This window comes from Rhodanobacter sp. A1T4, assembly GCF_014207185.1.
Taxonomy (GTDB): Bacteria; Pseudomonadota; Gammaproteobacteria; order Xanthomonadales; family Rhodanobacteraceae; genus Rhodanobacter.
In genome coordinates, this window is record NZ_JACHCP010000004.1 from 469240 (window position 1) to 494594 (window position 25355).

19 protein-coding genes, 1 pseudogene and 1 riboswitch are annotated in these 25355 nt (G+C 60.3%); of the genes and pseudogenes, 10 read left to right on the top strand and 10 right to left on the bottom strand.

Annotated elements, in window-relative coordinates:
* The first annotated feature begins 27 nt into the window (after positions 1-27).
* From HDE80_RS10740 to HDE80_RS10750, 3 genes are all read left to right on the top strand, one after another.
* The gene (locus HDE80_RS10740; RefSeq protein ID WP_255483700.1) at positions 28-2070 is read left to right on the top strand and encodes a hypothetical protein; all 2043 of its coding nucleotides are present in this window, start codon (positions 28-30) and stop codon (positions 2068-2070) included.
* Between the two features lie 521 nt (positions 2071-2591).
* Positions 2592-3011 carry a hypothetical protein gene (locus HDE80_RS10745; protein WP_184670667.1) on the top strand — a complete coding sequence of 140 codons (420 nt, stop codon included), beginning with the start codon at positions 2592-2594 and terminating at the stop codon, positions 3009-3011.
* A 46-nt stretch (positions 3012-3057) separates the two neighbouring features.
* Positions 3058-3477, top strand: coding sequence for a hypothetical protein (locus HDE80_RS10750; protein WP_184670669.1), 420 nt, complete (start codon positions 3058-3060; stop codon positions 3475-3477).
* Positions 3478-3850: 373 nt separating this feature from the next.
* On the opposite strand, the pseudogene HDE80_RS10755 reads toward HDE80_RS10750, so the two are convergent.
* A pseudogene (locus HDE80_RS10755) lies at positions 3851-4957 on the bottom strand (IS110 family transposase).
* A 137-nt stretch (positions 4958-5094) separates the two neighbouring features.
* On the opposite strand from HDE80_RS10755, the gene HDE80_RS10760 reads away from it, so the two are divergent.
* A complete protein-coding gene (locus HDE80_RS10760) occupies positions 5095-5571 on the top strand; it encodes a hypothetical protein (protein ID WP_184670671.1) in 477 nt (158 codons plus the stop codon).
* Between the two features lie 109 nt (positions 5572-5680).
* Here HDE80_RS10760 and HDE80_RS10765 read toward each other — a convergent pair whose 3' ends face one another.
* From HDE80_RS10765 to HDE80_RS10775, 3 genes are all read right to left on the bottom strand, one after another.
* Positions 5681-7099, bottom strand: a complete 1419-nt coding sequence (locus tag HDE80_RS10765) for a PepSY domain-containing protein (protein WP_221437511.1) — start codon at positions 7097-7099, stop codon at positions 5681-5683.
* The gene (locus tag HDE80_RS10770) at positions 7096-9420 is read right to left on the bottom strand and encodes a TonB-dependent receptor (protein WP_184670673.1); all 2325 of its coding nucleotides are present in this window, start codon (positions 9418-9420) and stop codon (positions 7096-7098) included. The genes HDE80_RS10765 and HDE80_RS10770 overlap by 4 nt, the downstream gene beginning before the upstream one ends.
* 175 nt (positions 9421-9595) lie before the next feature.
* On the bottom strand, positions 9596-9973 hold the full coding sequence (locus tag HDE80_RS10775) for a DUF2946 domain-containing protein (RefSeq protein ID WP_184670675.1): 378 nt from the start codon (positions 9971-9973) through the stop codon (positions 9596-9598).
* A gap of 267 nt (positions 9974-10240) precedes the next feature.
* A riboswitch (cobalamin riboswitch) is annotated at positions 10241-10461 on the top strand.
* A 129-nt stretch (positions 10462-10590) separates the two neighbouring features.
* Between HDE80_RS10775 and HDE80_RS10780 the strand changes: the two genes are divergently transcribed.
* Genes HDE80_RS10780 through HDE80_RS10805 form a run of 6 tightly spaced genes read left to right on the top strand, consistent with a single transcriptional unit; the run spans position 10591 to position 16823 of the window.
* Positions 10591-12114 carry a CoA-acylating methylmalonate-semialdehyde dehydrogenase gene (locus HDE80_RS10780; protein WP_184670677.1) on the top strand — a complete coding sequence of 508 codons (1524 nt, stop codon included), beginning with the start codon at positions 10591-10593 and terminating at the stop codon, positions 12112-12114.
* 11 nt (positions 12115-12125) lie between these two features.
* Positions 12126-13304 carry an acyl-CoA dehydrogenase family protein gene (locus tag HDE80_RS10785; RefSeq protein ID WP_184670679.1) on the top strand — a complete coding sequence of 393 codons (1179 nt, stop codon included), beginning with the start codon at positions 12126-12128 and terminating at the stop codon, positions 13302-13304.
* Positions 13301-14095, top strand: coding sequence for an enoyl-CoA hydratase (locus tag HDE80_RS10790; RefSeq protein WP_184670681.1), 795 nt, complete (start codon positions 13301-13303; stop codon positions 14093-14095). Before HDE80_RS10785 ends, HDE80_RS10790 begins: the two co-directional genes overlap by 4 nt.
* Complete coding sequence (locus HDE80_RS10795) at positions 14092-15264, top strand: enoyl-CoA hydratase/isomerase family protein (protein ID WP_184670683.1); 1173 nt, start codon at positions 14092-14094, stop codon at positions 15262-15264. The genes HDE80_RS10790 and HDE80_RS10795 overlap by 4 nt, the downstream gene beginning before the upstream one ends.
* Positions 15265-15267: 3 nt before the next feature.
* Entirely contained in the window at positions 15268-16161 is an 894-nt protein-coding gene (gene mmsB / locus HDE80_RS10800; RefSeq protein WP_184670685.1) for a 3-hydroxyisobutyrate dehydrogenase, read from the top strand.
* Positions 16158-16823 (top strand): epoxyqueuosine reductase QueH, encoded by a 666-nt coding sequence (locus HDE80_RS10805; protein WP_184670687.1) that lies wholly within the window; start codon positions 16158-16160, stop codon positions 16821-16823. The genes mmsB and HDE80_RS10805 overlap by 4 nt, the downstream gene beginning before the upstream one ends.
* 15 nt (positions 16824-16838) lie before the next feature.
* Here the strand turns inward: HDE80_RS10805 and HDE80_RS10810 are convergent, their stop codons facing one another.
* The 6 genes from HDE80_RS10810 to HDE80_RS10835 all read right to left on the bottom strand — a co-directional run bounded on the left by HDE80_RS10810 (position 16839) and on the right by HDE80_RS10835 (position 25273).
* Positions 16839-17033 carry a hypothetical protein gene (locus HDE80_RS10810; RefSeq protein ID WP_184670689.1) on the bottom strand — a complete coding sequence of 65 codons (195 nt, stop codon included), beginning with the start codon at positions 17031-17033 and terminating at the stop codon, positions 16839-16841.
* Complete coding sequence (locus tag HDE80_RS10815) at positions 17030-18220, bottom strand: PepSY-associated TM helix domain-containing protein (protein ID WP_184600785.1); 1191 nt, start codon at positions 18218-18220, stop codon at positions 17030-17032. The genes HDE80_RS10810 and HDE80_RS10815 overlap by 4 nt, the downstream gene beginning before the upstream one ends.
* A 6-nt stretch (positions 18221-18226) precedes the next feature.
* The gene (locus HDE80_RS10820) at positions 18227-20401 is read right to left on the bottom strand and encodes a TonB-dependent siderophore receptor (RefSeq protein ID WP_184670691.1); all 2175 of its coding nucleotides are present in this window, start codon (positions 20399-20401) and stop codon (positions 18227-18229) included.
* Positions 20402-20918: 517 nt separating this feature from the next.
* Positions 20919-23213, bottom strand: a complete 2295-nt coding sequence (locus HDE80_RS10825) for a molybdopterin cofactor-binding domain-containing protein (RefSeq protein WP_184670695.1) — start codon at positions 23211-23213, stop codon at positions 20919-20921.
* On the bottom strand, positions 23210-23743 hold the full coding sequence (locus HDE80_RS10830; protein ID WP_184670698.1) for a (2Fe-2S)-binding protein: 534 nt from the start codon (positions 23741-23743) through the stop codon (positions 23210-23212). The genes HDE80_RS10825 and HDE80_RS10830 overlap by 4 nt, the downstream gene beginning before the upstream one ends.
* A 204-nt stretch (positions 23744-23947) precedes the next feature.
* Positions 23948-25273: an amino acid permease gene (locus HDE80_RS10835; RefSeq protein WP_184670701.1), complete on the bottom strand. Its 1326-nt coding sequence runs from the start codon at positions 25271-25273 to the stop codon at positions 23948-23950.
* Positions 25274-25355 lie beyond the last annotated feature (82 nt).

The window sequence follows — 25355 nt, forward strand, 5'->3', positions numbered from 1 at the left end:
AGCCTGGGTCGCCGTTACACTGGCCGCATGCCTTTGCCGCCCACCGATCCCTCTGCCGTCGGCGATCCCGCCAGTCGTCCTGCGCGGGTCTTGATGGATTCGCCGCTGGCCATGTCCACCCGCGTCATTTTTCGCCGCCGGCTCACCCGCCAGTCGCCAAGCGAACGCTGGCGGCGCGTACTCGGCTTCGTTGGTGCGCTGCTGGTACATATTTTGTTTTTGCTGAGCTTCGTACTCGGGCCAGTGTATGAACCCTTGTTGCCGCCCGAGCCCAAAATAGTGGCGCTGCATGTTCGCCTGATCGACGCGCCCGAACCGCCACCGCCGCCGCCCGTGCGTGGTACGCCGCCGAGGGAAAAAGGCCCAAGGCACAAAGGTCATGCCAGCCAGCTTGCCAACATCGCTCAACGCACCAGCGAGCCGTCAACGATGGCCATCGCGCAGGCGAGTCCCGCCACGGCGCCACCGGTCATGGCACAGGTCGCAAGAACCAGTGCGCCCAACCCCAAGCCGGTTGCTGCGCCGAAGCCGCCGGTGAGCTTGCCCAAGCCTGCGCCAATGCCACAGTTGCAGCCGATTCCGGTGTCTGGTGCGCCGCCGGTGGTGGTTCTCGCTACACCTACCATGCAGCCGCCGGTGCCGCCCAAATTCCAGCCCGAGCCGGTGCGTGCGCCGCAGGCCGAAGGCAATCAGCCGATGCCGCCACCCGCCTCGCTGGCGCTGCCGGATGTGCCGGCACAGGCCATGCCGGCTATCGACAAGCCCGTTATTGCCCTGACCAGCGTGATGCCAAAATCCAGCGCGCCGCCCAGCGTGACACCGGTTCGTGCCGAGATGCCTGCTGCACCGCCCGTGCCTGAGCTGCAGGCCGTCCCGTTACCGGCGCAGCCCGCGCCGACAGTGAACCTCAAGTCATCCGTGAGCGTGCCTGCCCCCAGCGTTCCGCGCGAGCTGCCGCAGGTGCAGGCACCTACCGTCGAACCAGTTGAAGCCCAGCTCGAAGCCGTGCCTGTGTCACCCATGACAAAGCCGAACGTGCCGTCGATCGCACCGACGGTGAAAATCAACGTCGCCGACAAGGCATCGGCATCAGCCGTCCAGACGTCCATACAAAGACCTGAGCTAAACACGCAGCCGGCGGTTACTGATGCAACTCAGGCGACTGCTCAGCCATCCAGTGCCAGCCAGACTGCCGAATCGCCGAGGAAGTCGGACACGACGGCAAAAGCAGCCGACGCGAAATCAGCCAGCACCAGTCCGAGCGCAAGTTCGAATCAGCTCAGCAGCGATCGCGATGTCAGCACTGCGCCGAACGCCACGCCACAGGGCAGCGACACCGCTACCCCAGGGGAATCCAATGGCGTCGTCAATGCACCGGATAACAACGGCAAGCAGGGCTCGCCGCTGTCGTCAGCGCAGGGGCACGGTGCCGACCAGTCAGCCAAGGCCAGCGGCAAGAGCAACGAGGGCGGCAAATCCGATACCGGCCAGATCGGCACCACGGCTGAGGCGGGCGCAGCACAAGGCGACAAGCAGGGCGAGATCGGCAGCTATGTGCAGGTGACGCCGCACGGCGATACCAAGATCATGGATCACGGCACACCCAATATCGGCTACAAGGCCACACGTTTCGACAAAGACTGGACCCCGCTCGGCGAAAGCTCAGTCGACACGGCGCTGCGTCATGCAGTGGAAAAAACCACCGCTACGCACACCTTCAATCTGCCACGCGGTCTGCGCATCAAGTGCGCACTTACGCCACTGCTGCCGATGGCGCTCCTGAGCTGCGGCAATGGCGATCCACCGCCCGCACCGGTCGCCGACAAGGTTTACGACCGCATGCACCTGGCGCCAGCCAATCCAGTCGTGCCCCCGGCACCAGCAAGCAGCACGGCATCCGTCGCCAGCGCGCCCATCCAACTGAATAACGACGCCGAATGCGCCACCGCCCGCGTCAGCGGTGGCCCACCACCGCCCGGCTGTGCGTCGATCATTCTGCCGGTGAAGCTGGCGCATCCCGCGTCATCGTCATCCAGTTCATGGGTGCCGGCGAGTGATCAGTTTCATTGAGGCGTTTCCGCTGCGTTGATTGTCTGCGGCCAGCCGCACGCATGTTTCGTACACGGTGCTTGTCGTTGGCCAGAATGAACCGCCGGATCCAGCCGACATACGCCGGCTCCATGAGGCGTTCAATTTTTCCTATCCTTGTCGTGCTATCGATTGCGGTTGTGCTCACACTTTTGGCGAGGCAACGCATCTGGACGGAGTCAGGCCTGGAAGGCGCATGTAAAGAGAAGACACGTGCTTATTTTCTAGCAAAGAAGGTTATGCCCACAGACTGGACGCCGTCTATGCTAAGCACGCTTGGCGAGAGTGTGATGAGTTTCTACGGTAGTTGGCGTGTAGGCACGAAACACTATGATGTCATGTGCTCAGCTCGATTTGGCGAACCCATTGTCAGCGTTGGTTACGAGATTGGCGAGCCGAAATAGCAGCTAAATATCGAGTAGGTGCCTAACTACTTGTTCAAGGCGGACGGCTCCGTCGCCGCTTAATTTCAGCGTTAGGTTTAGATAGCGAAATCAACGAATATGTCAACAATCATCAAATGGTCAGCAGCTGCGCTATGTGCGGTGATTCTCTTCACCGTGTATCAGCACCACAAAAGAGCGACTCCTTTCTCAGCGGATCAAATCGCTCAAACGATTGCTTCGCATTCAAGGCTACCTAATCGGGTTAACGACATAACTGAACTTGAATCAATATCTGGTGCTGGCAGCACAGTTACGTTTGGGTATTCGGTCGCCCAAGGGTTGGATGGACCCAAAGACCGTCAAGATACCGAGGTCACTCTAGATCACCAGCTAAAAGACTGGGTGTGCAATCGCGACCCACAAGCAAAGGAAATTCTTGCCGATGGCTACATTATTGAGCGACGGTATAGCTTCCAAGGTGGTAGTGATGACATAGTGGTTTCGGTATCTAAGCAGTCGTGCGCATCTGGTACCTAACTACTCGTTCAAGGCCGCCGCCGCTTAACCCCAGCGTTAGGCTCATATGAAAGTAGCTATTGCAATCTGCCTTTGTCTACTCATTGGCGCATGCGCTGGTTCTCACATTCGTCCTGATCCGAACTATGTAGCGTTCATGCACACTGCGGTGCTCTACATCGAAGGGCGCCGAACCAGCGAATTCACCTACGTCGTTCCAACGTCAATAGATCCGCGAGCGCGTGAGGCGCTTGCCTCTGTACGTAAAGTCGTCACGCCTTCAGAGGTTCCCGCATCCTCCAAGGTACCTTTCTCCAACTACATCGAAATCAATAAACTTCAGATTGTTGGAGATACAGCTCTGGTTGAAGGCACGATAGATCCGTACGAGCACAACGGACTCAATTGCGGCCAAGGTTTCTCCTATCCCTTCAAGTATGTAAATGGCGCATGGCTGCAGCAAACGTCTCACTGGCATATGTGCTAACTACTCTAAGGGCCTAACAATTCCGTAAGAGACTTCCCGTCAATACCGCCCGCTTGATGCTCTTGCCTTGAGCTTTCAGGCTTTCGCTGGCCATCATTTTGCCCTCTATGTTGCGTCGTGCGTGTCAGTGCGTTTGGCGTTGAACGTTGCCAGACTGCATTTCCGTAAACGGTCTTGTTGCATCGATGGTGCTGACGCGGACCTGGGTATAAACCGCGCCCGGAGACCTCGCTCGTTCAGCGGTGTCGTCGGTGTCTGGCGATCAACCAGACACGTTTAGACGTCCAGAATGTTAGTCAGGTTCTCTCCGGGTGGGTCTGACCCGTTGCTACCTCTTCGCGCTGACGTTGAACGGATGAAACGTGTCGCCTGGTTACGCCGCGGTGCTCATCGTGATGGCGTGTTTGCCGGCCGGGCGCTGCACCATGGCCCGAGGCCACCCAGTCGGGTGCTTCAGCCACGCGTCGGCATCGTAGGTTTCGTCATGGGCCAGCATCGCCCACAGCTGCCGGGCGTGTTTGTTGGCAATGGCCACCAGCACTTTGCCGAACGGCATCCGACAGGCCAGCTGGCGTATCCATATCTGCTCGGGCGTGGACTTATCCACGCTGACCGCTTTGGCCCGCTGCAGGTTGCTGCGGGCTCCCTGGATCAGCAGCGTGCGCAGGTAGCCATCGCCACGACAGCTGATTGCACCCAAGCGAGCATGGCCGCCACTGGAATGCTGCGTCGGCACCAAACCCAGCCACGCGCTGACCTGTCGGCCGTTGCGAAATTCCTTGGCATCGCCCAGCGTAGCGATCGCCGCATCGGCGGTGATCGCACCGACCCCGACCATCGCGCGCAGCCGCACACACCGCTCGTCCGCCCGCGCATGGGCGTCGATGCGTGCACTGCACGCGGTGCGGACCTGCCCCCAGTGTGCGCTGAGGTTGCGCAGCAGCTCGCGCATCTCAGAAGGCAATGCCGTCTGCTGATCCAGGTCGGCCAAGACACGGCGCAGGGCATGATCGCTTTTCGCCACCACGATGCCGAATTCGGCCAGCAATCCGCGCAGGCGGTTGCCGATCGCCAACGACTCGACCTTGTAACCCTCGCGCACCCGATGCCATGACAACCGCGCTTGTTGATCGATGGTTTTGACCGGCACGAAGCGCATATTACCTTGGCGGGCCGCAGTGGCGATCGCCTCGGCATCGTTGCGGTCGTTCTTCGCGGTGCGATTCTTGCGAAACGGCGTGACGAACTGTGCCGCCATCAAGCGTGGCTGCAAGCCGAACTCCAGGCAACACCGGCCTCAATGGTGCGCACCGCTGCATGCCTCCATCGCCACGACCGTGCCCGCCGGCACCTGTGCCAGCCACGCCGCAAAGGCATCCCGCTTGAGATCCCGGCGGCGCAGTACATGCCCGCTGTCGTCCATCTCGCACACCGAAAACACGCTCTTCGCCAAATCCACGCCGATGGTTATAGTGTTCATGGAGACTTCCTCTTCGAGTGACGGTTGATCAGCATCACCATCATGGCCCTCGAGGCCGAAAGGGGAGGAAGTCTCTTTTTACTCGCTCAAGGCGGACGGCTTCGCCGCCGCTTAACTCCAGCGTTCGGGCGCATATCATGCAACTCATCTTTACGAAAGGATCCGGAAAACACGACAAGATGGAAGTGATCAGAGATGACTCCCTTACCGATCTTGCTGAAAGTATTGAATGCCCCAAGCAAGGCATCATTCCTCATGACATGGTTCACTACGCTGTCGAGCATACGCTCCATAAGCGGGGTTTTATCGGTCGCATTCTTGATGGTGAGGCAGCCTCATTCCATATGGAGGCTGAGTCTGAGAGCGATGGAGTGGAGCGCCTCGTCGAGGTATTTCAAGCTGATGGCTGGTCAGGCTGGAGCAGCTCCCCGACAGACATGTTCGACTTGTATCAAGTCACTTGTAGAGCTCGTCAATGTAAGCCTTTGGCGTTAGAAGCTGATGACATTGATGCCGTGCGCAAGAGAATTCTGGAGCTTACGGAACAATGGCAGTCAATTCCTGTGGGCAAGTCGCTGGCTTTGCAGTTCGAGCATAGCCAGCATGCGCCCTGACATTTCGTCCGTGGAAGTGGTCATCATTTTTCATGCGGCATATGTCCCAATCACTCGATCTGCATCGGGTGGCATCAAAGGTCGTCCAGCGTCTTTTTACTTAACTTCCTCAGTCATCAGGCAGGTTTGACGCCGAGGCGAGTCCCAGGAACTGTCGTGCTGTCGCAAATCGATTAAGTACCAGGCGTTCGAGCAGGAGGACGATCACCATCGTCGCTCCCAGCAGTGGCAGTAACAGGCCAAGTAAGACCAGTAGGCCGATCATGACGAACGGATAGCGCACGCCAGCATGCGCGGGTAGGGCGCCGATCGAGCCGGTGGGCCTGCGCCGCCACCAGAGCACGACAGCGCTTGTGGACAGCATGATCATGCCGAGCGCGGTGAACACGCCCAGGATCTGGTTGAGCGGTGGAAACAGCTGGCCCTCGTGGATGGCCACGCCGTAGCCGATGATCCGGTCGAGCAGTGGGCGCTGGGAGAACGCGGTGCGACTGACCATGGTGCCGGTAGCACCATCGAGTACAAGATCAATACGCAATGGGCGATTCCCTGCATCGGAACGCGCGGCCCGTGTGGGTGCGAATTTGGACGGTGGTGAAATCAGAATCGGTGGCGCCAGATTTTGTGCAGTGACTGTCGGCATCAGGCGATCAAGTGCCGAGTAGTCCATACCGATAGGTCCCCCATCAGCATCGCCCGGCATGGTCATGCCCGGCATGGAAGGCGCTCGTGCAGGAGCATTTTGCAGGGCGGCGATCGCCCGGTCGTGTGCGCTGCCGATGCTCCAGTCTTGTGCGGTAACGGTGCTGGCATAAGTCTGCCGCAGTGTATGCAGCATGCCGCCCCAGGATTTGCTCCACGGTAGCCCCGACACCAGCAGAAACAGTGCGAAGCACGACACCCAGACGCCGGTTACCGCATGCATATCGCGCCAGAACGTGCGCGAGCCGTGGCGCAAACGTGGATACAGCACGCCGCCGAGGCGGCGCGTTCGAGGCCACCATAGGTAGAGTCCACTCAACAGCATCAGGATGGTCCACGAGGCTGCCAGTTCCACCAGCATCGAGCCTGCTGTGCCTAGAAGCAGCTCGCCATGCAAATAGAAAATTACCCGCATGAAGCGATCGCTCTCACCCACAACATGCAACACGCGAAGGCTGGACGGATCGACAAACACGCGAATGATTTCCGGGCCTTTACCGACCAAAACGCGTGTCGCCGCGTCGCGTGAGGTAGGCAACTCGTAGGCGTTCAGCACCCCGCCGGGTACCGCTTTCAGTGCGGCGAGGACCTGAGCAGATGCTGGCTGCGGTGTGCCGCTGGTGACGTGGGCATACTGTCGTTCCAGCAGTGGTTCGATCTGCGGCTTGAACAGGTAGATCATCCCTGTGATCGATAGCCACACGATAAACGGCAGACAGAACAGGCCGGCATAGAAATGCCAACGCCAGATCAGGCGGTAAATCTGCTGTCGCCGCGTCATCGTGGTCGCCTTGGGAAGGTCGGCCATTGCACGTATGGCATTCACAGATGCACCTCGGCTTTGACATAGATGGTGCGCGACGGATACGGGTAATAAACGTAGTAGCGACGATTGGTGAGATTGTCCACGCCGACGCCGACATTCCAGTGCGCATTCACCGTCCAGTTGAAGCTGGTATCCCACGTCAGAAAATCGCTGACGCCACCGAAAGTATCGGGGTTGATATCACTGTGGTTGAGCGTGTTGTATTGGCGGCTGGAATAACGTCCGGCCAGGGTCAGCGACGTACTCTCACTGCTGTGCCAGGTGCCAATCACATTGGCGCGCCATCGAGGCACGCGATAGAACTGCTTGCCCTCGGCGGTCGGGTTTTGCGGATCGCTCACGGTGGTGGCTTGCGTATACGCACCGTTGGCCGTCAGATCCAGACGGTCGAATAGCACGCCCTGGCCCTGATAACTGACTTCCGCACCACGGGTGCGCACTAGTCCCACATTCTGCACATTGGTGACCGTGGGAAATACGCTGTAGTCAGTCTGATTGAAAAGCGTATCGCGGGTGTCGCTGCGGTAGAGCGAAAAGCGAGTCAGGCCACGCGCAGTCGTCCATTCGGCAGAAAGTTCTCGGGAGAGATCGTTTTCCGGTTTGAGGTAGGGATTGTTGTTGACCAGACTCAAGCCACTGAATGATCCCTGGAACAATTCGCCCACCGTCGGAAACCGATACGCGCGTGCACCAGACAATCGCAGCAGCCATGCATCGTCCAGTTGGAAGGCGAGCGAGGCCTTTGGCGACAGATGTTTCTCTTTGCGCGGCAGCAGCGCAGCGTAGCTCGTTGTCGCGCCGTTCGTTTTGCTGATGAAGCCATCGAAGGCTCGCCATTGCTCGTAGCGTGCTCCGTAAGTGAGCTGCCAACGGGCACTCAGCTGCCAGGCATCCTGCAGATAGATTGCCTGGGTTTGGGTGCTGCCCCCGGTTGCGCTGATTGACGCATCGGCGTGTCCGTCAATCCACTGGCCCAGGGCAAAGGTGTTGTTGACCAGCGCATAGCCATCGTAGTGATAGCCCATACTGACCCAATGGCTGCCAGCATCGATCTGATCGGGACGGTAGCTGCTGCGCAGGTCGAACGTACGCCAGCGGCTGCCGTCACCTAGCGTGATCTGACCTGGACCGTCGTTCGTCAGCGCACTGCTTGCGGAGCGATCCTGGCTCTTGTCGCGATCGAAGTAGGATGCCTGCGCCTGTACGTTCCAGCCGCTCTCGCGGTGCGTACCCAGTGATATGCCGTAGAGATAGTTTTCACTGCGGCGCGTGCTCGGCGCAAAAAAGCCGGCCGGTATGACGTATTGCTGGCCATCGATCGCCACCGTTCCCGCCAGCACCGTCTGGCCGCTAGCATCGCGAAGGTAGCTCTCTGTTCGGTGGCTGAGATCCTGGCTCCAATAGCCGATGTCCAGTCCACCTCGCAGGTCCGGGGTGAAGTCGTAAGTGAGCTTGAGATTGGCCTGATCCTGTGAGGTGGCTTCCTGCCCTTCGCTATTGATGCCCACGGTGGTTCGCGGTTGACCATTCGGGCCGACATCGGTGAGCGCGCCGGTGACTGGGACCGCCGTGCTGGCTGCGGTGCCTGAGAGGTTCTGTGTGGCGAATACCAGTGGCTGACCGTTGCTTTGCAGATGCGCAAATCCCACCAGAAACGACAGCTTGCCCACGCGGTCACCTAGCGTGACGCTGTTGCGGCTACCGCCGTAGTTGCCGTCGACGCCGTCGTTGTCGACATGCTGGGTGAACAGTTGCGTCTGCGCCGACAGTTCCAGTTTGTCTGGCATGCGGGTGGTCATCAGCACCGTGGCACCGATCGCGTTGCCTGGATACAGCGCCGAGTAGGCGCCATACAACACATCGACCCGTGCCAGATGATCGGTAAACACCATCGACCAGCGTGGCGGCGTGCTGAACGCGTTGTTCGAAAAATCGCTCAGCAACAAACCATCCAGATACACCAAGCCACGGGAGCTTTGCGAATTGCCGGTGCCTCGCACCGCAAACGTGGCGTTTTCATCGCCGATGAAACGTTTGCGTATGCCCATAGCCGGCATGTACTTCAGTGAGTCCTCGGCATTGACGATGTTGAGATCGTGCAACTGCGCCGCGCTGATGGTTTCGACTGCCGCGGGTATGTTGGGATCGAACGGCGGCGAAGCTGGCTTCACCCCATTCACCTCAACGGCTTTGAGTGTCTTGGCGGTAGTCGATGGTGACGTGTATGCGTCATCCGTCGCGCCCTGCGCCGTCGCAAAGCAAGGAAAGAGCAAAACAAGCGGCAGTGCGATGAATGCACTGTTCGAAGGAGAAAATCGCATGAATAACTTCCGGTCTATGACGCGCCGCGGTGGCGGCAGCAATCAAGTTAGGCAGGCATCACGGGGCATAGACGGCCGACAGCGCGCGCACGGTTTATGCGCACCGGTCTTGACGAATGCCTTGTGGAGCAATAACGATCGACGCGTGCACAACGGCGACGCGCGATCCGCGGGATCAGCCGTGGCGAAGCGTCGGTGGACCGCGGGGATTGGCACTGAGAACCGGTTCGACGTAAGTTGCGCCGGAAGCCCACAGCCGTGGCACCGAAGCTGCCGGCAGCGTCGGTGTCGAAAAGACGATGGTATGGCTCGACAGCAGCGGGCTGTGGCCGAGCAGCGTGCAGTAACCGCAATGGTCGACATGTAGCGCCGGATCGGATGGTGCCGACGGGTGATGGGCGCTAAGCCCATGTCCGGTACACCACGCACCCAAGTCAGGCATGGATTGCGCATCAGGCAATGCTCGCGACACCACCGGTGTCACGATCGTCAGCCACATGGCGGCCATGGCCAGCCATGCGACGAACCGCTGATGCGTCAACTTACGAGACATGGCTTCCCAATCCTGCGTCAACGAGCGGCGCATAGTCGTAAATAATTGCACATCAACGTCGAGCGGAGTCCAACGTGTGATGCGGCAAAAAGTCTCGTGAACCGGATTTCTCGAACAGTCAGTCCGTGACCTCCATTGGCAGCGCTACGCGATCACCGTGAAACATGGCTGCAGGCAAGTGACAGCGCGTCACTCACTTTCCAACGGATGCCTGCATATCGATGCTGACGCTTGCGCACCGCAACATGTTCGAAAGATGCACCGCGCTACACTGACTGGGCTAAAGGTGTCCTGCCGCCGCCATTCCGGTGCGCAGGGTGAAACGGGAAGCCGGTGCGGATGAATTCATCCCAGGCCGGCGCTGCCCCCGCAACGGTAAGCGAGAAAACCCGACTCAGAACCACTGCGATAGTCGCGGGAAGGTGTCGGGGTGATGCTTTGAGCATCGCTCGCAAGCCCGGAGACCGGCCTATGGCGGACATCCTTCGGGATGGCCTTCTCGGGCGTTGCGGTGGGCAACCAGACGAGCTGATTCGGCGCGGCTGTGTGCTGTCCTGATTGGTCTTGTCCTGCTCCTCAATGCCTCCTCGCGGGTGAGCGATATGGAGACAGGACACATGAATAAGCTGGACCACGCTGCGACTGATATCGCAACCGTCAAACTGCTGATCGATGGCGCATTCGTCGAATCGGCTTCCAAGCAATGGCGCAACGTCGTCAATCCGGCCACGCAAACGGTATTGGCACGCGTGCCCTTCGCCACCATCGATGAAGTGGATGCTGCCGTCGCCGCGGCGAAACAGGCATTCAAGAGCTGGCGCAAGACACCCATCGGCACGCGTGCTCGCATCTTCCTGAAGTACCAGCAGCTCATCCGCGAGCACATGCAGGAACTTGCCGCGATCCTCACGGCCGAACAGGGCAAGACCTTGCCGGATGCCGAAGGAGACGTGTTCCGCGGGCTGGAAGTGGTCGAGCACGCGGCGGCCATCGGCAACCTGCAACTCGGCGAACTGGCCAACAATGTGGCTGGCGGTGTCGATACCTATACATTGCTGCAGCCAATCGGCGTTTGCGCCGGCATCACACCGTTCAACTTCCCCGCCATGATTCCGCTGTGGATGTTCCCGATGGCAATTGCCACCGGCAACACCTTCGTGCTGAAGCCTTCCGAACAAGATCCGATGGTGACCATGCGTCTGGTTGAACTGGCACTGGAAGCCGGGATTCCGAAGGGCGTGCTCAATGTCGTGCACGGCGGCGAAGACGTCGTCAACGCCATTTGCGATCACCCGGATATCAAGGCCGTGTCGTTCGTGGGTTCCACCAAAGTCGGTACGCATGTCTATCACCGTGCGTCGCAGGCGGGCAAGCGTGTGCAGTGCATGATGGGTGCGAAGAATCATGCCGTGGTATTGCCGGACGCCAACAAGGAGCAGACGCTCAATGCCATGGCTGGTGCGGCGTTCGGCGCCGCCGGGCAGCGGTGCATGGCTGCTTCCACTGCGGTCTTGGTGGGTGAAGCGCAATCGTGGATTCCCGAGCTGGTGGTCAAGGCAAAAACGCTCAAGGTCAACGCGGGCAACGCCAGCGGCACCGATGTCGGCCCGTTGATTTCCTGTGCGGCGCGCGAGCGTGTCGAGGCCTTCATCGCGTCAGGCATCGAGCAGGGTGCAACACTGGAACTGGACGGCCGCCAGCCGCAGGTGCCCGGCTATGAACAAGGTAACTTTGTCGGACCGACCATCTTTTCCGGCGTCAAACCGGGAATGCGCATCTACGACGAGGAAATTTTCGGTCCAGTGTTGGTGATTCTGGCCGCCGATTCGCTTGATGAAGCCATCGACATCGTCAACGCCAACCCGAACGGCAACGGCACGGCCGTATTCACGCAGTCGGGTGCGGCGGCCCGGAAGTTTCAGGAAGAGATCGACGTCGGCCAGGTCGGCATCAATGTGCCGATCCCCGTGCCGGTGCCTCTGTTTTCCTTCACCGGCTCGCGCGCGTCCAAGCTCGGTGATCTCGGACCGTATGGCAAGCAAGTCGTTATGTTCTACACGCAGACCAAGACGGTGACACAGCGTTGGTTCGACGACGACAGCTTGCATGTCGGGGTCAATACCACGATCAGTCTGAAGTGACGACGGCGGTCATGGATATCCATGCAACTCGGTCGTCACCGACGGATTTGAGCGAGGAGCAGCTGGCCTTTCGCGAAGCCGCACACGATTTCGCACAGGCCGAGTTCGCTCCCCATGCGGCGCATTGGGATGCGGACAGCGAATTTCCGCGCGAGGCCATCAGCAAAGCCGGCGAGCTAGGCTTTTGCGGGTTGTACGTGGATGAAGCCGCTGGCGGATCGGGGTTGACGCGCCTGGATGCGGCTATCGTCTTCGAGGAACTGGCTGCCATCGATCCGTCCACCGCGGCATTCATCAGCATCCACAACATGGCGACCTGGATGCTCACCGCGCACGCGCAACCGACGTTGCGCAATGCATGGGGGCCGGTACTCGCTTGCGGCGAAAAACTGGCGTCCTACTGTCTGACCGAACCCGGTGCGGGTTCCGACGCCGCATCGCTGAAAACCCGAGCCGAACGCGATGGCGACAGCTACGTGGTGAACGGCAGCAAAGCTTTTATCTCAGGTGCAGGTGTCACCGACGTGCTGGTGGTGATGGCACGCACCGGCGAAAGCGGCGCACACGGCATCAGTGCATTTGCGGTGCCTTCCGATACGCCAGGCATCGGCTACGGGCGTAAGGAAGACAAACTTGGCTGGCATAGTCAACCGACGCGCAGTGTCAGCTTCGATGGCGTCCGAGTGCCCGCCGATCATCTTCTCGGCGAAGAGGGCGACGGTTTCAAGATAGCGATGAAGGGGCTCGATGGCGGCCGTATCAACATTGCGGCCTGTTCGCTGGGCGCTGCGCAAGGTGCGCTCGATGCGGCTCGCCGTTACATGGGCGAACGCAAGCAATTCGGCAAGAAGCTGGCCGAGTTCCAGGCGTTGCAATTCAAGCTGGCGGATATGGCTACGCAACTGGTCGCCGCTCGGCAGATGGTGCATACCGCTGCGCGCAAGCTCGATGCGCACACCAGCGATGCCACCGTATGGTGCGCGATGGCCAAGCGGTTTGCCACCGATGCGGGCTTCGCCATCTGCAATGAGGCCCTGCAGATTCACGGAGGTTATGGTTACATTCGCGAATATCCCATTGAACGGCTGCTGCGCGATTGTCGTGTGCATCAGATTCTGGAAGGGACCAACGAAATCATGCGCGTAATCATTGCGCGCCACCTGCTCAACACCCATGAGGAATTGCGATGAGTCACGCAGGCAAGCACTACACTGGATCGACACTGGAGATCGACGGTCACGTTGCCGTGGTCACGTTAAGCAATCCACCCGCCAACACCTGGACTCGCGACAGTCTCGCTGCGTTGCGCGATCTGGTTCGCGACCTGGATGCGGACCTCAGCGTCTATGCGTTGGTCATCACCGGTGAAGGCGAGAAGTTCTTTTCCGCGGGTGCTGACCTTAAACAGTTCGCCGAGGGTGACAAGGCGCTAGCACGCGAGACAGCACGCCGGTTCGGCGAAGCGTTCGAAGCGTTATCGGCCTTCCGTGGCGTAAGCATTGCCGCGATCAATGGCTATGCCATGGGCGGCGGACTGGAATGCGCGCTGGCCTGCGATCTGCGCATCGTCGAAGAGCAGGCACAACTGGCGTTGCCGGAAGCCGGTGTCGGTCTGCTGCCCTGTGCCGGCGGCACGCAGAACCTGCCGCGCCTGGTCGGTGAGGGTTGGGCCAAACGCATGATTCTGCTGGGCGAGCGCGTCGATGCTGCGACGGCTTTGCGCATTGGTCTGGTCGAAGATGTTGCGCCAAAAGGCGAAGCGAAGGCACGCGCGATCGCCTGGGCCCGCCAGGCCGAAAAGCAGAGCCCGACCAGCGTCGCCGCGTGCAAGAAAATGGTACAGGCCACGCGCACGCAAACGCATGCCACCGCGCTGGTTGCGGAGCGTGAGGCGTTTGTGGATCTGTTCGACAGCGCCGATCAGAAAGAAGGCGTCCAGGCGTTTCTCGAAAAACGTGCGCCGCAATGGAAGAACGCATGATCTCAGAAATGCCCCAAGCGCCCGAGGCGCCCGTCCTTTTCGAGGAGCGCGCGACTGCCAATGGCCGACGCATTGGCATTGCCACCCTCAACGCACCCAAGACGCTCAATGGCCTGTCGTTGGAGATGGCGCGTTTGCTGGATGCGCAACTGCAGGCGTGGGCGTCGGATGCTGCCATCGTAATGGTGCTGCTGCAGGGGGCGGGGGAGAAGGCATTCTGTGCCGGTGGTGATCTGCATGGTCTTTATCGCTCTATGCTCGATTACCGTGCCAGTGGCAGTCACGACATCCGTGACAACAGCTACGCAAGCAACTTCTTCGCGGTCGAATATCGCCTCGATTACCGCATCCATACCTATCCGAAGCCGTTCTTGTGCTGGGGCCACGGCATCGTGATGGGTGGCGGCATCGGGCTGATGGCGGGTGCTAGTCACCGCGTGGTCACCGAGCGCTCGAAGCTGGCATTTCCGGAAATCACCATCGGCCTTTATCCGGATGTGGGTGGTAGCTGGCTGTTGAACCGCGTGCCAGACCGAGGAGGTCTGTTCCTGGCATTGACGGGCGCGCCGTTGAATGCCGGCGATGCGATCCATGCTGGCCTCGCCGATTGGTCATTGCGTGAAGAACAACGCAGCGCCGTCTATGACGCCTTGATCGACATGCCATGGTCGGATGATGCCGCTGCCACCCACAACCAACTTAGTGGCTTGCTGAAACACCATGCGAGCACGCCGGGTGACGGTCCGCTCCAGCGCCATCGCACACTCGTCGCGCAGGTTTGCGCGCACGAGGCGCTGGAACTGATCGCCGCCGCGATTGCGAATATCGACCAGTACGATCCGTGGCTGGAGACGGCCAAGCAGACGCTGGCAGCCGGTGCGCCCAGCTCGGCGCGGCTGGCCTTTGAACTGCAACGACGGACGACCTCGATGCCATTGGCCGACGTGTTCCGGCTTGAATACCTGGTGTCGCTGCAGTGTGCTGCTCACGGTGATTTCGCCGAAGGCATCCGTGCCTTGCTGATCGACAAAGACCGTCAGCCACATTGGCGCCCCGGAACGTTGGCCGAGGCATCGCATGCCTGGGTCGATGATTTCTTTTTGGCACCCTGGCCGGACAGCGAACATCCGCTGGCCAACCTGGGCGATGACACGGATTCAAGGAGATAGCGTATGAGCCGAATTGCTTTTATCGGTCTGGGAAACATGGGTGCGCCCATGGCCGCCAACCTTCTGAAGGCCGGCCACGCACTGCGTGTCTTCGATCTCACGCCCGCGGCGGTCGACGCTGCTGTCGTAGCGGGCGGCGTGGCCGCCACCAGTGCGATCGACGCCGTAGTCGATGCCGACATCGTCATCTCGATGTTGCCGGCCAGCCGCCATGTCGAGGGTCTGTATCTGGACGCGAGCAGCGGTTTGCTCCCGCACATTCCGGCCCATGCGCTGGTGATTGATTGCAGCACTATCGCTCCCGCCACTGCGCGCAAAGTCGCCGAAGCCGCGGCGAAACACGGTCTGGCAATGATCGATGCTCCCGTATCGGGCGGTACCGCGGGCGCAGCGGCGGGCACTCTGACCTTCATTGTCGGTGGTGAGGCCACAACTCTGGAGCGCGCACGGCCAATTCTCGTCAATATGGGCAAGAACATCTTTCACGTGGGCAGCAGCGGTGCTGGCCAGGTTGCCAAACTGTGCAACAACATGGCGCTTGGCGTGATCATGGCAGTCACCGGCGAAGCCCTTGCATTGGGCGTCTCACATGGCCTGGATGCGAAGGTGTTGTCGCAGATGATGGCGGTGAGTACGGCCCGCAGCTGGGCCACCGAAGTATGCAATCCGTGGCCGGGTGTGCTGGAGAACGCACCGGCATCGCGGGGTTATACCGGCGGCTTCGGCAACGATCTCATGTTGAAGGATCTGGGCCTGGCGGCCGAAGCGGCGATGTCGGTGGGAGCCTCGATTCCACTGGGCGAGCTGGCGCGGAATCTGTATGCAATGAACAGCCGTGCCGGCCATGGCGGCTTGGACTTCTCCAGCGTGGTGAAGCTGGTGGCGAAAGACGTATGAGCGAGTCTGTGCGTGAGACGTTGGTTTTACCGAATGGCGGCGACAAGTTGCTGATGCACTCGTGCTGCGCGCCATGTTCGGGTGAGTTGATGGAGGCGTTCCTCGAATCGGGGATCGACTACACGATCTTTTTCTACAATCCCAATATCCATCCGTTGAAGGAATATCTGCTGCGCAAGGAGGAAAATATCCGCTTTGCCAGCAAGCACGGTGTCCCGTTCGTGGATGCCGACTACGACACCGACAACTGGTTCGCGCGTGCGAAAGGCATGGAGAACGAGCCTGAGCGCGGCATCCGTTGCACGATGTGCTTTGACATGCGCTTTGAGCGAACGGCGCTGTACGCCCATGAACATGGCTTTCCCGTCATTACCAGTTCGCTCAGCATTTCGCGCTGGAAAAACATGGCGCAGATCACCGATAGCGGCGTCCGCGCCGCCGCACCTTACGGTGGCCTCGTCTACTGGGATTACAACTGGCGCAAGGGTGGCGGAAGTCAGCGCATGATCGAGATCAGTAAGCGCGAACACTTCTATCAGCAAGAATACTGCGGCTGCGTCTATTCGTTACGTGACACCAATCGCCATCGACGCGATCAGGGACGTGAGCGCATCCACATGGGCGTCAAGTTCTATGGCGACGAGAGCGGTGGAACAACGTAAGCAAGAGATGATGGGCTACGTTCGCTTCCACCGCGCGTACCAGATCGACGTTGCGACCGGTACCATCAATGCAACCCATGCGACCACTTTCCAGCCGAGCTGTTCACCCAGCAACGCGGACAGCAAGCCCAGCATCGTGATCACGGCAAGCAGCAAAGGAATCGTCCATGTGTGCCGCAAGCCACGTGCGGCAGATCGCGTAGGGTTCATACCAGCGACGCCGCAGGCTGTTGGTCGTCACCGTGATGCACAGCGATGATGCGCGCCAGGCGTGCTGACTGTGTCTTGCGCCGAGCAATCCACAGATACAGGCCGCTGATCAGGATCACGATGGTGATCACATCCAGCAGCGCCCAGAGAATCTTCAGCGGAAGGCCACCGTAATCACCGAAGTGAAGCGGCCGCGATACTTCCAGCGCGCGCAGATACCACGGCATCTTGACGACGGCACTCAGCCTGCCCGAACGCGCATCCACCAGAACGGGCGTGAGCAAACGCGAGGTCAGCGTGCTGGAGCCCTTGGCCCAGAACAGATAGTGATAAGGACTGCCGAACGGATTGCCGGGATAGACCGCACTGGTCACGGTCATCCCTGGCACCGCATGACTGGCCGTCTCCAACGCCGTCTGCAAGGATGGCAAAGCGATCTGCGGTGGCGCCGACGTACCCTGGTAGGACGCGAGCAGACTTTTGACGTCGGTCTGTTGCCACAGCGCGAACAGCGGCGTGGATAGTTCGTTCATCACGCCTGTTGCGCCGACCACCAGCGTCCACGCCATGACGGTGATGCCAAGCAGATTGTGCAGGTCCAGCCACTTCAAACGTGACGAGCGATCGGCTCTTACCGTGCCGAACGCCAGCTTCTTCATGAAGGGGCCATACAACACGACGCCGGACACGATCGCCAACACAAACAACAACGCCATCGAGCCAAGGAAGAGCTCGCCCGGCAAGTCCACGAATAGATCGGTATGCAGGGCCAGCATGATGTCGATGAAAGTCTTTGGCTGCTCAGCCGCGGACTTTGTTGTTTCCAGAACCTCCCCCGTGCGTGCGTCGAAGCGGACGAAATGCATCGTTTCGGGTTGCGCGCGCATCTGCGCAAACGAGGGTGCCATCCAGACATAGATTTGTGGTTCGTCATCGTCGGCGAACATGGAGGCGATTACTTCCCCAGGATACAAACGATGGCTTGCCGTGGCCAGGCGGTCGAGACTGACCTGGGGTGTGTCCGCGGGCAGCGTCACATAGTGATGTGGCTGCAGCCACTGATCGATCTCGTCGCGAAAGACCAAAGGCAAACCGGTCAGACAGATCAGCAACAGGAACCCCGTGCAAATCAGGCTGCTCCACTTGTGGATGAGATACCAGCGTTTGAGCGAATGCGAGGCGATCACGGTCGTTTACCAGTCGTAGGTTGCGCTGGCGTAGATGGTGCGGCGAACACCGAAATTGCAGGTGGTGCTGCTGTCGCACGCCGACACATAGGACTTGTCCAGCAAATTGGAAATATTGAGCTGCAGTTTCAACCCACGCAGCGCCGGATCAATCGCACCGACGTCATAGCGAATGGCGGCATCGAGCAGCGTGAAGGCTGGCACCTTGAACGAGTTGACATCGTCGCCGTAGGACGAGCCGACGTAGCGCACGCCGGCGGACATGCCCAGACCCTGCAACACATGGCCATGCAAGGTGTAATCGAGCCATAACGATGCGGTCTGTTTCGGCACCGCGTATTGGTAGTTGCCTTGCACCGCGGCCGAGACGCCGTTGTAACCTGTGTCGGTAGCCGGAGTCTTGGTGTAGCGCGAATCGGTGTAAGCGTAGCTGGCGATCAGATTCAGATCATTGGTGAGGCTGGTGCGATCGGACAACTCCAGTCCGCGCGAACGGATCTCGCCGACCTGGATCACAAAACCCGGATCGAGCGGATCGGATTCGGGCACGTTCTGCTCGGTCAGGTTATAGATTGCCGCGGTAAGCAGACTGTTACTCCCTGCCGGCTGAAACTTCAGCCCCGCTTCGTATTGCTGGCCGGTGGTCGGCACCGCCGGCGCACCGCTCGTGGTGATCGAACCAAATTGTGGCTGGAACGATGTGGCATAGCTCACGTAAGGTGCCAGGCCGTTATCGAACAGATAGACCAGGCCCGTGCGCCAGGTGAACTTGTTACTGGGTTGATTGGGGATGACCAGACTGGGCTCATTGCTTGTCTGATCTTCCTTTACCCAGTCTTGGCGAACGCCGAGCAGCAAGCGCCAATGATCCAGGCTCATCTGATCTTGCAGATACACGCCCGTTTGGCTGGCGTGATTGTTCTCGGCGCTGAACGTATCCGGATTGGGTCCTTGTACCGATACGCCATACACCGGGTCGAAAATATTAATCGGTGGTACGTCCACGCTGCTGCCGTAGACCCAGTTTTCGTTGAAGCGCGAATACGAGATGCCCAGCAGCATGGTGTTCTGTATGGCACCCAGATCGAACTGCGCCGTGAGACGGTTATCGATAAGGTAGGAACGTGCACTCATGTGCCGAACGAACGCGTAGCGATCGAGTGTCTCGCCATCGGCTTCCAGACCATCTGGCCAGATCATGTTGGCTTCGTTGCGGTTGTCGGTGAAGCGTGCGTTCTGCTGAAACGTCCAGATGTCGTTGAAATGATGTTCGAACTGATAGCCGATCATGCCCATGCGCTGTTCGGCCTTGTTGAAACTCGGATCGCCGGGATTGAAGTCCGCGGAGACCTTGCCCAATGGACTGGGCAGTACCGATCCGACAGCAGGGCTATTGGAATAGTCGCCCATGTCGGGGCTGTAGGTGAAATTCGCCCGCAGGGTCAGTGAGGTGTTCTCGTCGGGGCGCCACGTGAGCGCAGGCGCAATGCCGTAACGCTTGTGTTTGATCCACGGCGTCTGCGTGGCCTGTGTGAGTCCGATGCCGGTCAGTCGGTAGAGCCAGTGATCGTCCTGGTCGAGCGGGCCACTGAAGTCGAAGCCAGCCTGGTAGCGATCGTAGTTGCCGAGGCCGAACGTGATTTCGTGCAGCGGTGTCGCGGTGGGCTGCTTGCTGACGACATCGATGATGCCACCCGGGCTGGCTTGCCCGTACAACACCGAAGGCGGTCCACTGAGCACCTCCACACTTTGGTAGAAATACGGATCGACCATGTCGTTGGTTGAGCTGTCGTCTTGCAGGCCATCCAGAAAGACGCCCGGTGTAAATCCGCGCAATTGCAGACTGTTGGCGCCCCAGAAGTTGGAGGCGGTTCCTTGCGTTTCCGGCACTACGCCGGGGGAATAGCGCAGCGCCTCGTTCAGGCTTTGCGGTTGTTGATCGTCGATCTGTTGTCGCGTCACGATCGAAATGGACTGCGGTGTTTCGATGATCGGCGTATCGGTTTTTGTCGCTGCGCTGTCGTCGTTGGCGACGTACCCCGTGGCGCTCTGCGCTGTCACGGTAACCTTGGAAAGTGTCTTTGCGTGTGCGCTGGCGCTGGTCTTTACGTCGGCTGGAGCGGCGTCGACAGTCGTTTGCGGTGTGGTGTCGCTGGCATGCCCTGCCATGGCGATCGTCATGGCAGCCACCAATAGGTACATGCGGTGCGCGCGAGCGTGGGGAACGTAGCGGTTGTGGCGGTTGAACGAACAAGCAAACGGCGCAAAGCGACGCTGAGGCGTAGCGTTTTTCAAAAGAGGAAGTCCCTGGCAAGTCAGCACGGTTGATCGCCAGGCTTGTGGGGGTGGCCAAGGCGAGCAACGCCATCAGGCTGCTGGCGTTGGCTGGCCACCTGTTAATACGAATAAGTATCGTTTAGTTCTGTTCAGCTGACAAGTTGCCCGACTCCATCTACCAAGGCAGGCCAATCATCGGCGGGAAGTGTCTGTGGCTCATGATGCAGGGCGCGCTGCGGCGTCTGGAGGAACGTACGTTGGCGCTGTCTTGCCTTCCGCTGATCTGACTACGCGGTATCGACAGCGAGAAAGGTACCTGTCGTAACGTCTCTAATGCTGGCGTCGCAAATTAAGAAAGCGGGTCTTCAAGACCCGCTTTCCCGAATGAAACTATCAACAGATTTATCCGCGCTGACAGATATTACGACAGTCGCGACAGTTCCTTGGTCAGCGGCAATCGGCGGATGCGTACGGCGGTGGCGCGGAACACGGCATTGGCGAGCGCCGGGGCGGCGGTGGGCATGGCCAGGAAGCTGGCGCCGGCGGGGTCGCGGTCACCGGACACGGTAATCACTTCCACCGCATCGGGCAGCTGCGCCATGCTGGCAAGCGGGTAATCCTTGCCGCTGCGCTGCTGGATCTGGCCATCCTTGAAGGTGATGGAAAGATTCAGTGCGGTAGACAGCGCATCGAGCGTGGCGCCGGCGACCTGACCTTCCAGACCCATAGGGTTGATGATGCGGCCGACATCGACCGCGCAGACCACGCGCTGGATCACGAGCTTCTGATCTTTCGACGCCACTTCGATGGCGTGCGCCACATAGGCACCGTTGAAATGCCAGCAGGCGATACCGAGACCGTTGACGCTGTGCAGCCAGTTTTTCCATTCGATGCGATCGGCGACCAACTTGAGCACATTGATCAGCCGGCCGGTATCGAACGTGCCACCGCCGCTGAGCGGCACCTCGCGCGCTTCGCCGAGCAGGCGCAGATGCGTGTCGAGCGGGTCCTCTTTCATGCTGTGCGCAATTTCGTCGATGAAGCTTTCCACCGCGAAGGCGTTGCTCAGGTGCGGCATGCTACGGGCCGGTCCGCGCGGAATCGCCGAGGTTTGCCCGTACCAGTCGCTGCGGTAGTTGGACACCAGTGCGGCGGGCAATTGATCGACGTCGACTTCCGATGTCCACAGCCGACTGTCGGGTACGCCGCGGTTGACCAGTGTGGAGGCGCTGGCCATGCGTTGATTCCAGCCGGTGATCTGGCGCTTGTGATCGATCACGACACTGAGCTGATGCACGCTGCCGGAGCGGTAGTAGTCGTGGTCCAGATCCTGCTCGTGCGTCCACATCAGCCGCACGGATTTATTGATGTCCTTGTTGGTTGCGAGCATGACCGCTTCGGCCACGTAATCGTGATCGAGTCGGCGACCGTAACCGCCGCCGACACGCGGTACGCTGATCTGGATCTGGTCTGGTGTGAGACCGGTGAGGCGATGTACCACCGCCCATGCTTTTTGCGGCGCTTGCGTCGGCACGACCAGGGTGGCCTTGTCCTTTTCCACGCGAACCAGACAGTTCATGGGTTCGGCAGTGGCGTGCGCCAGCCACGGCTGAAAATAAGTGGCTTCCAGCCGGCGTGCGGCCTTTTTGCCCGCGGCATCGACGTCGCCATCGTTGCGCACGCGAGTGGTTGGGTCGGTCTTGCCGGCGAGTAGTGCGACAGCCTGTTGCTCCAGCGCATCGCTGCTTTCGCTGTTGCTGGCGCCGGGTTTCCACTTGAGCTTGAGCTTCTGGCGACCCTTCAGGGCGGACCAGGTGTCTTCGGCGACCACGGCCACGGCTATCGTGCTCAGCGTAGTGCCAGTCTGCTGCCCAGCCTCGGGATTGAGCTGCAGTACCTTCACCACGCCCTTGACCGCGAGCGTGTCGGTGAAGTCGATGCCATCCAACGTGCCGTCCGGCCAGGGGCAATGCACCACCACGGCGGTCAGCGTGTCGCCGTACTGCTGGTCGATCGCAAAACGCGTCTGGCCGGTGACGATTTCACGGGCGTCAACATCACCGGCCGGGTTACCGATCAGCTGATAGCGCTCGGCAGTTTTCAGCGGTGGGACGCTGTTGGGCATGTCGATCTTGCTGGCGTCTTCGATCAGGCTGCCGTAGGTAAAGCGGCGGCCGTCCAGCGCGATCACAGTGCCGGATTCGCAGCGCAGTCGGTCGGCCGGTACGCCGAGTCGACGCGCGGCAGCCTGCAGCAGTAGCCAACGCGCCACTGCGCCAGCCTGGCGCAGGTCGGCCCACGCGGCTGAAATCGACCCGCCGGTGCCACCCACCTGGCGCCCGTAGATCCAGCTCGGCTCGCCATTGTTGTTGGTTACGCCCAGGCCTAGCGACACCACGCTGACGCGGTTCCAGTCGGCGTCGAGCTCGTCGGCGATGATGCGTGGCAGTGAGGTGGCCACGCCGGTGCCGGTGTCCGGATCGCGCACACCGATCAGCACATTGCCGTCGGTATCAATGCGCACGTAGGCACCGATGCCGTAAAAGGTGTCGCCGAGCAGCGATGGTGGCAACGGTACGTCGACATCGGCCGCGTCAGCCATGCGGATGCCGATCATCAACGCACCAGCGCCGCCGGCCAGCACCTGAAGAAAGCGGCGACGTGACAGTCGAATGCCGCGATTGCTGACGTGATCGCTCAAGAGATCGTCGCTCATGGCAGGCCTGCCTTGCCGGCGGCCACGCGCTTGATCGCGCGGCGCACGCGCGTCTGACAGCCACAGCGGCAGACGTTGGGTAGCGTGTCGATGTCGTCGTCGCTGGGTTGCTTCTTGCGCTTGAGCAGATCGACCGAGGCGATGATCCAGCCAGGCGTGCAGTAGCCGCAGCCGATCGCATCCTCGTCGATGAAGGCCTGCTGCACGGGATGTAGGGTGCCGTCGTTGGCGGCGAGGCCTTCGATGGTGACGATATCCATACCGCTGGCTTTGGCGACGGTTACCGAAATCGCGGAGGTCGCCTTACCCTTGAGCAGTATCAGGTCGGCGCCGTTCTCGCCGTGGTCGCCGCCGTACTTGGTGCCGGTGAGTCGCAGTACGTCACGCAGGTACCACAGCAGCGGCATCTGCGGATCACCCGTGTGGCGGTAGTTCTCGCCGTTGATCAGCAGGTCGATGCCGTCACGGATTTTGTCGGGCACGATGGTGCCGGTGGTTGCCGGCAGAGCCTGGGCTTGCGCAAGCGCCATTCAAAATCTCCTCAAAAGCTGTCCACGCATTGTCGCATTGCTTAGGCGGCAACCGCTGAACAACCTGCGCCACTTGTGGCAAGCATTGCGGAACAGCTGACGCCACTTGTGGCAAACACTACGACCTGAAGCCGAATAGACGACGCCACTTGTGGCAAGCATTACGGCTTGAAGCCGAATAAACGACGCCACTTGTGGCAAACACTACGGCTTGAGGCCGAATAGACGACGCCAGATGAAATACACCGGCGCGCCTGCGGCGATAATCGCCAGCCCGATGCCTGCGTTCATGGGGTTGTCGCGCATCGTCGCCAGTACCACCCATGCGATCACGGCAATGAATATCAGCGGCATCAAGGGATAGCCAGGCACTCGAAAGCGCGCTGTAGCATCGTCGTGGCGGCGATACCAGAACAGCGTGGACACGCCCACTGCGCAGGCCAGCCAATCGCCGAAGGTGGCGTAATCCAGCAACTGGCCGTAGGTGCCCGAGAGGGTCAATACGATGGACCATGCGATCAGCAGCAGCAGCGCGATGTTCGGCGTGTGATAGCGCGGATGCAGTCGTGCCACCGAGCGGAAAAACAGCCCATCCTCGCCCATGACCTGCAGCACGCGCGCACCGGCAACCAAGGTGATGTTGCAGAAGCCCAGCGCGGAAATCGCTACGCCCAGCGCGATCACCCGCGCACCGATCGGGCCGAACACCTGTTGCATGACGTCCGCCGCGGGCGCGTGACTGGCCGCCAGTCCGGCATGTCCCAGCACGGCCAGATAAGCCACGTTGACCAGCACATAGGCCACGATCACCAGCAGCATGCCCAGCATCAGCGCGCGGGGCAGCGTACGCTGGGGATCGTGGATTTCGCCGGCCAGATTGTTGAGGTAGGTGAAACCCGAATAGGCGAAGAGCACCGGCAGCGCCGCACCCATGAAGCCCACGCCGTGACGCGCAGGGTCCGCCGCCAGCACCTGGCCGTGACCCGCGCCAGCAAGAAACAGTCCGCACGCCACCAGCGCAGCCACTGCCAGCAGCTTGAGTAAGGCGAATAGGTTCTGGATCTGCGCGCCCAGCTTCAATCCAAATAAATTGAGGCCGGCCACGATAACCAATGCGCCAACCGTCAGTGGCAGTCCCCACGCCGCCGGAGGCAGGCCAAACAGAGCACACGCATAGCTGGCGAAGATCGTCGCCACAGCGGCACTCGATCCCGAATAGATCACCAGCAGCATCGTCCAGCCGAACAGGAAGCCGGCCAGTGGGCCAAACGCCTCGCGCATATAGACATAGCTGCCGCCCGCCTGCGGCCGTCGTGCCCCCAGTTCGGCATAGCAGAGTGCACCAATCAGCGTGAGCACGCCGGCGCCCACCCACATCAGCAAAAGCGTCAGCCCCGAATCAGTGCGCTGCGCGGCAATGCCGGGGTTGAGAAAAATGCCGCCGCCGATAATCCCGCCCACCACAATCAGGGCGGCGTCCCACGGGCGAAGGCTGCGGAGATAACCGGTGGGTATCGGAGAGGAACTCATTCACCAGGCCATGGTTGAAAACAACGCAAGAGCATGGCGTTTCAATGGAGTGGCAGCAAGTCCCTGCAACGCCGTCGTTACG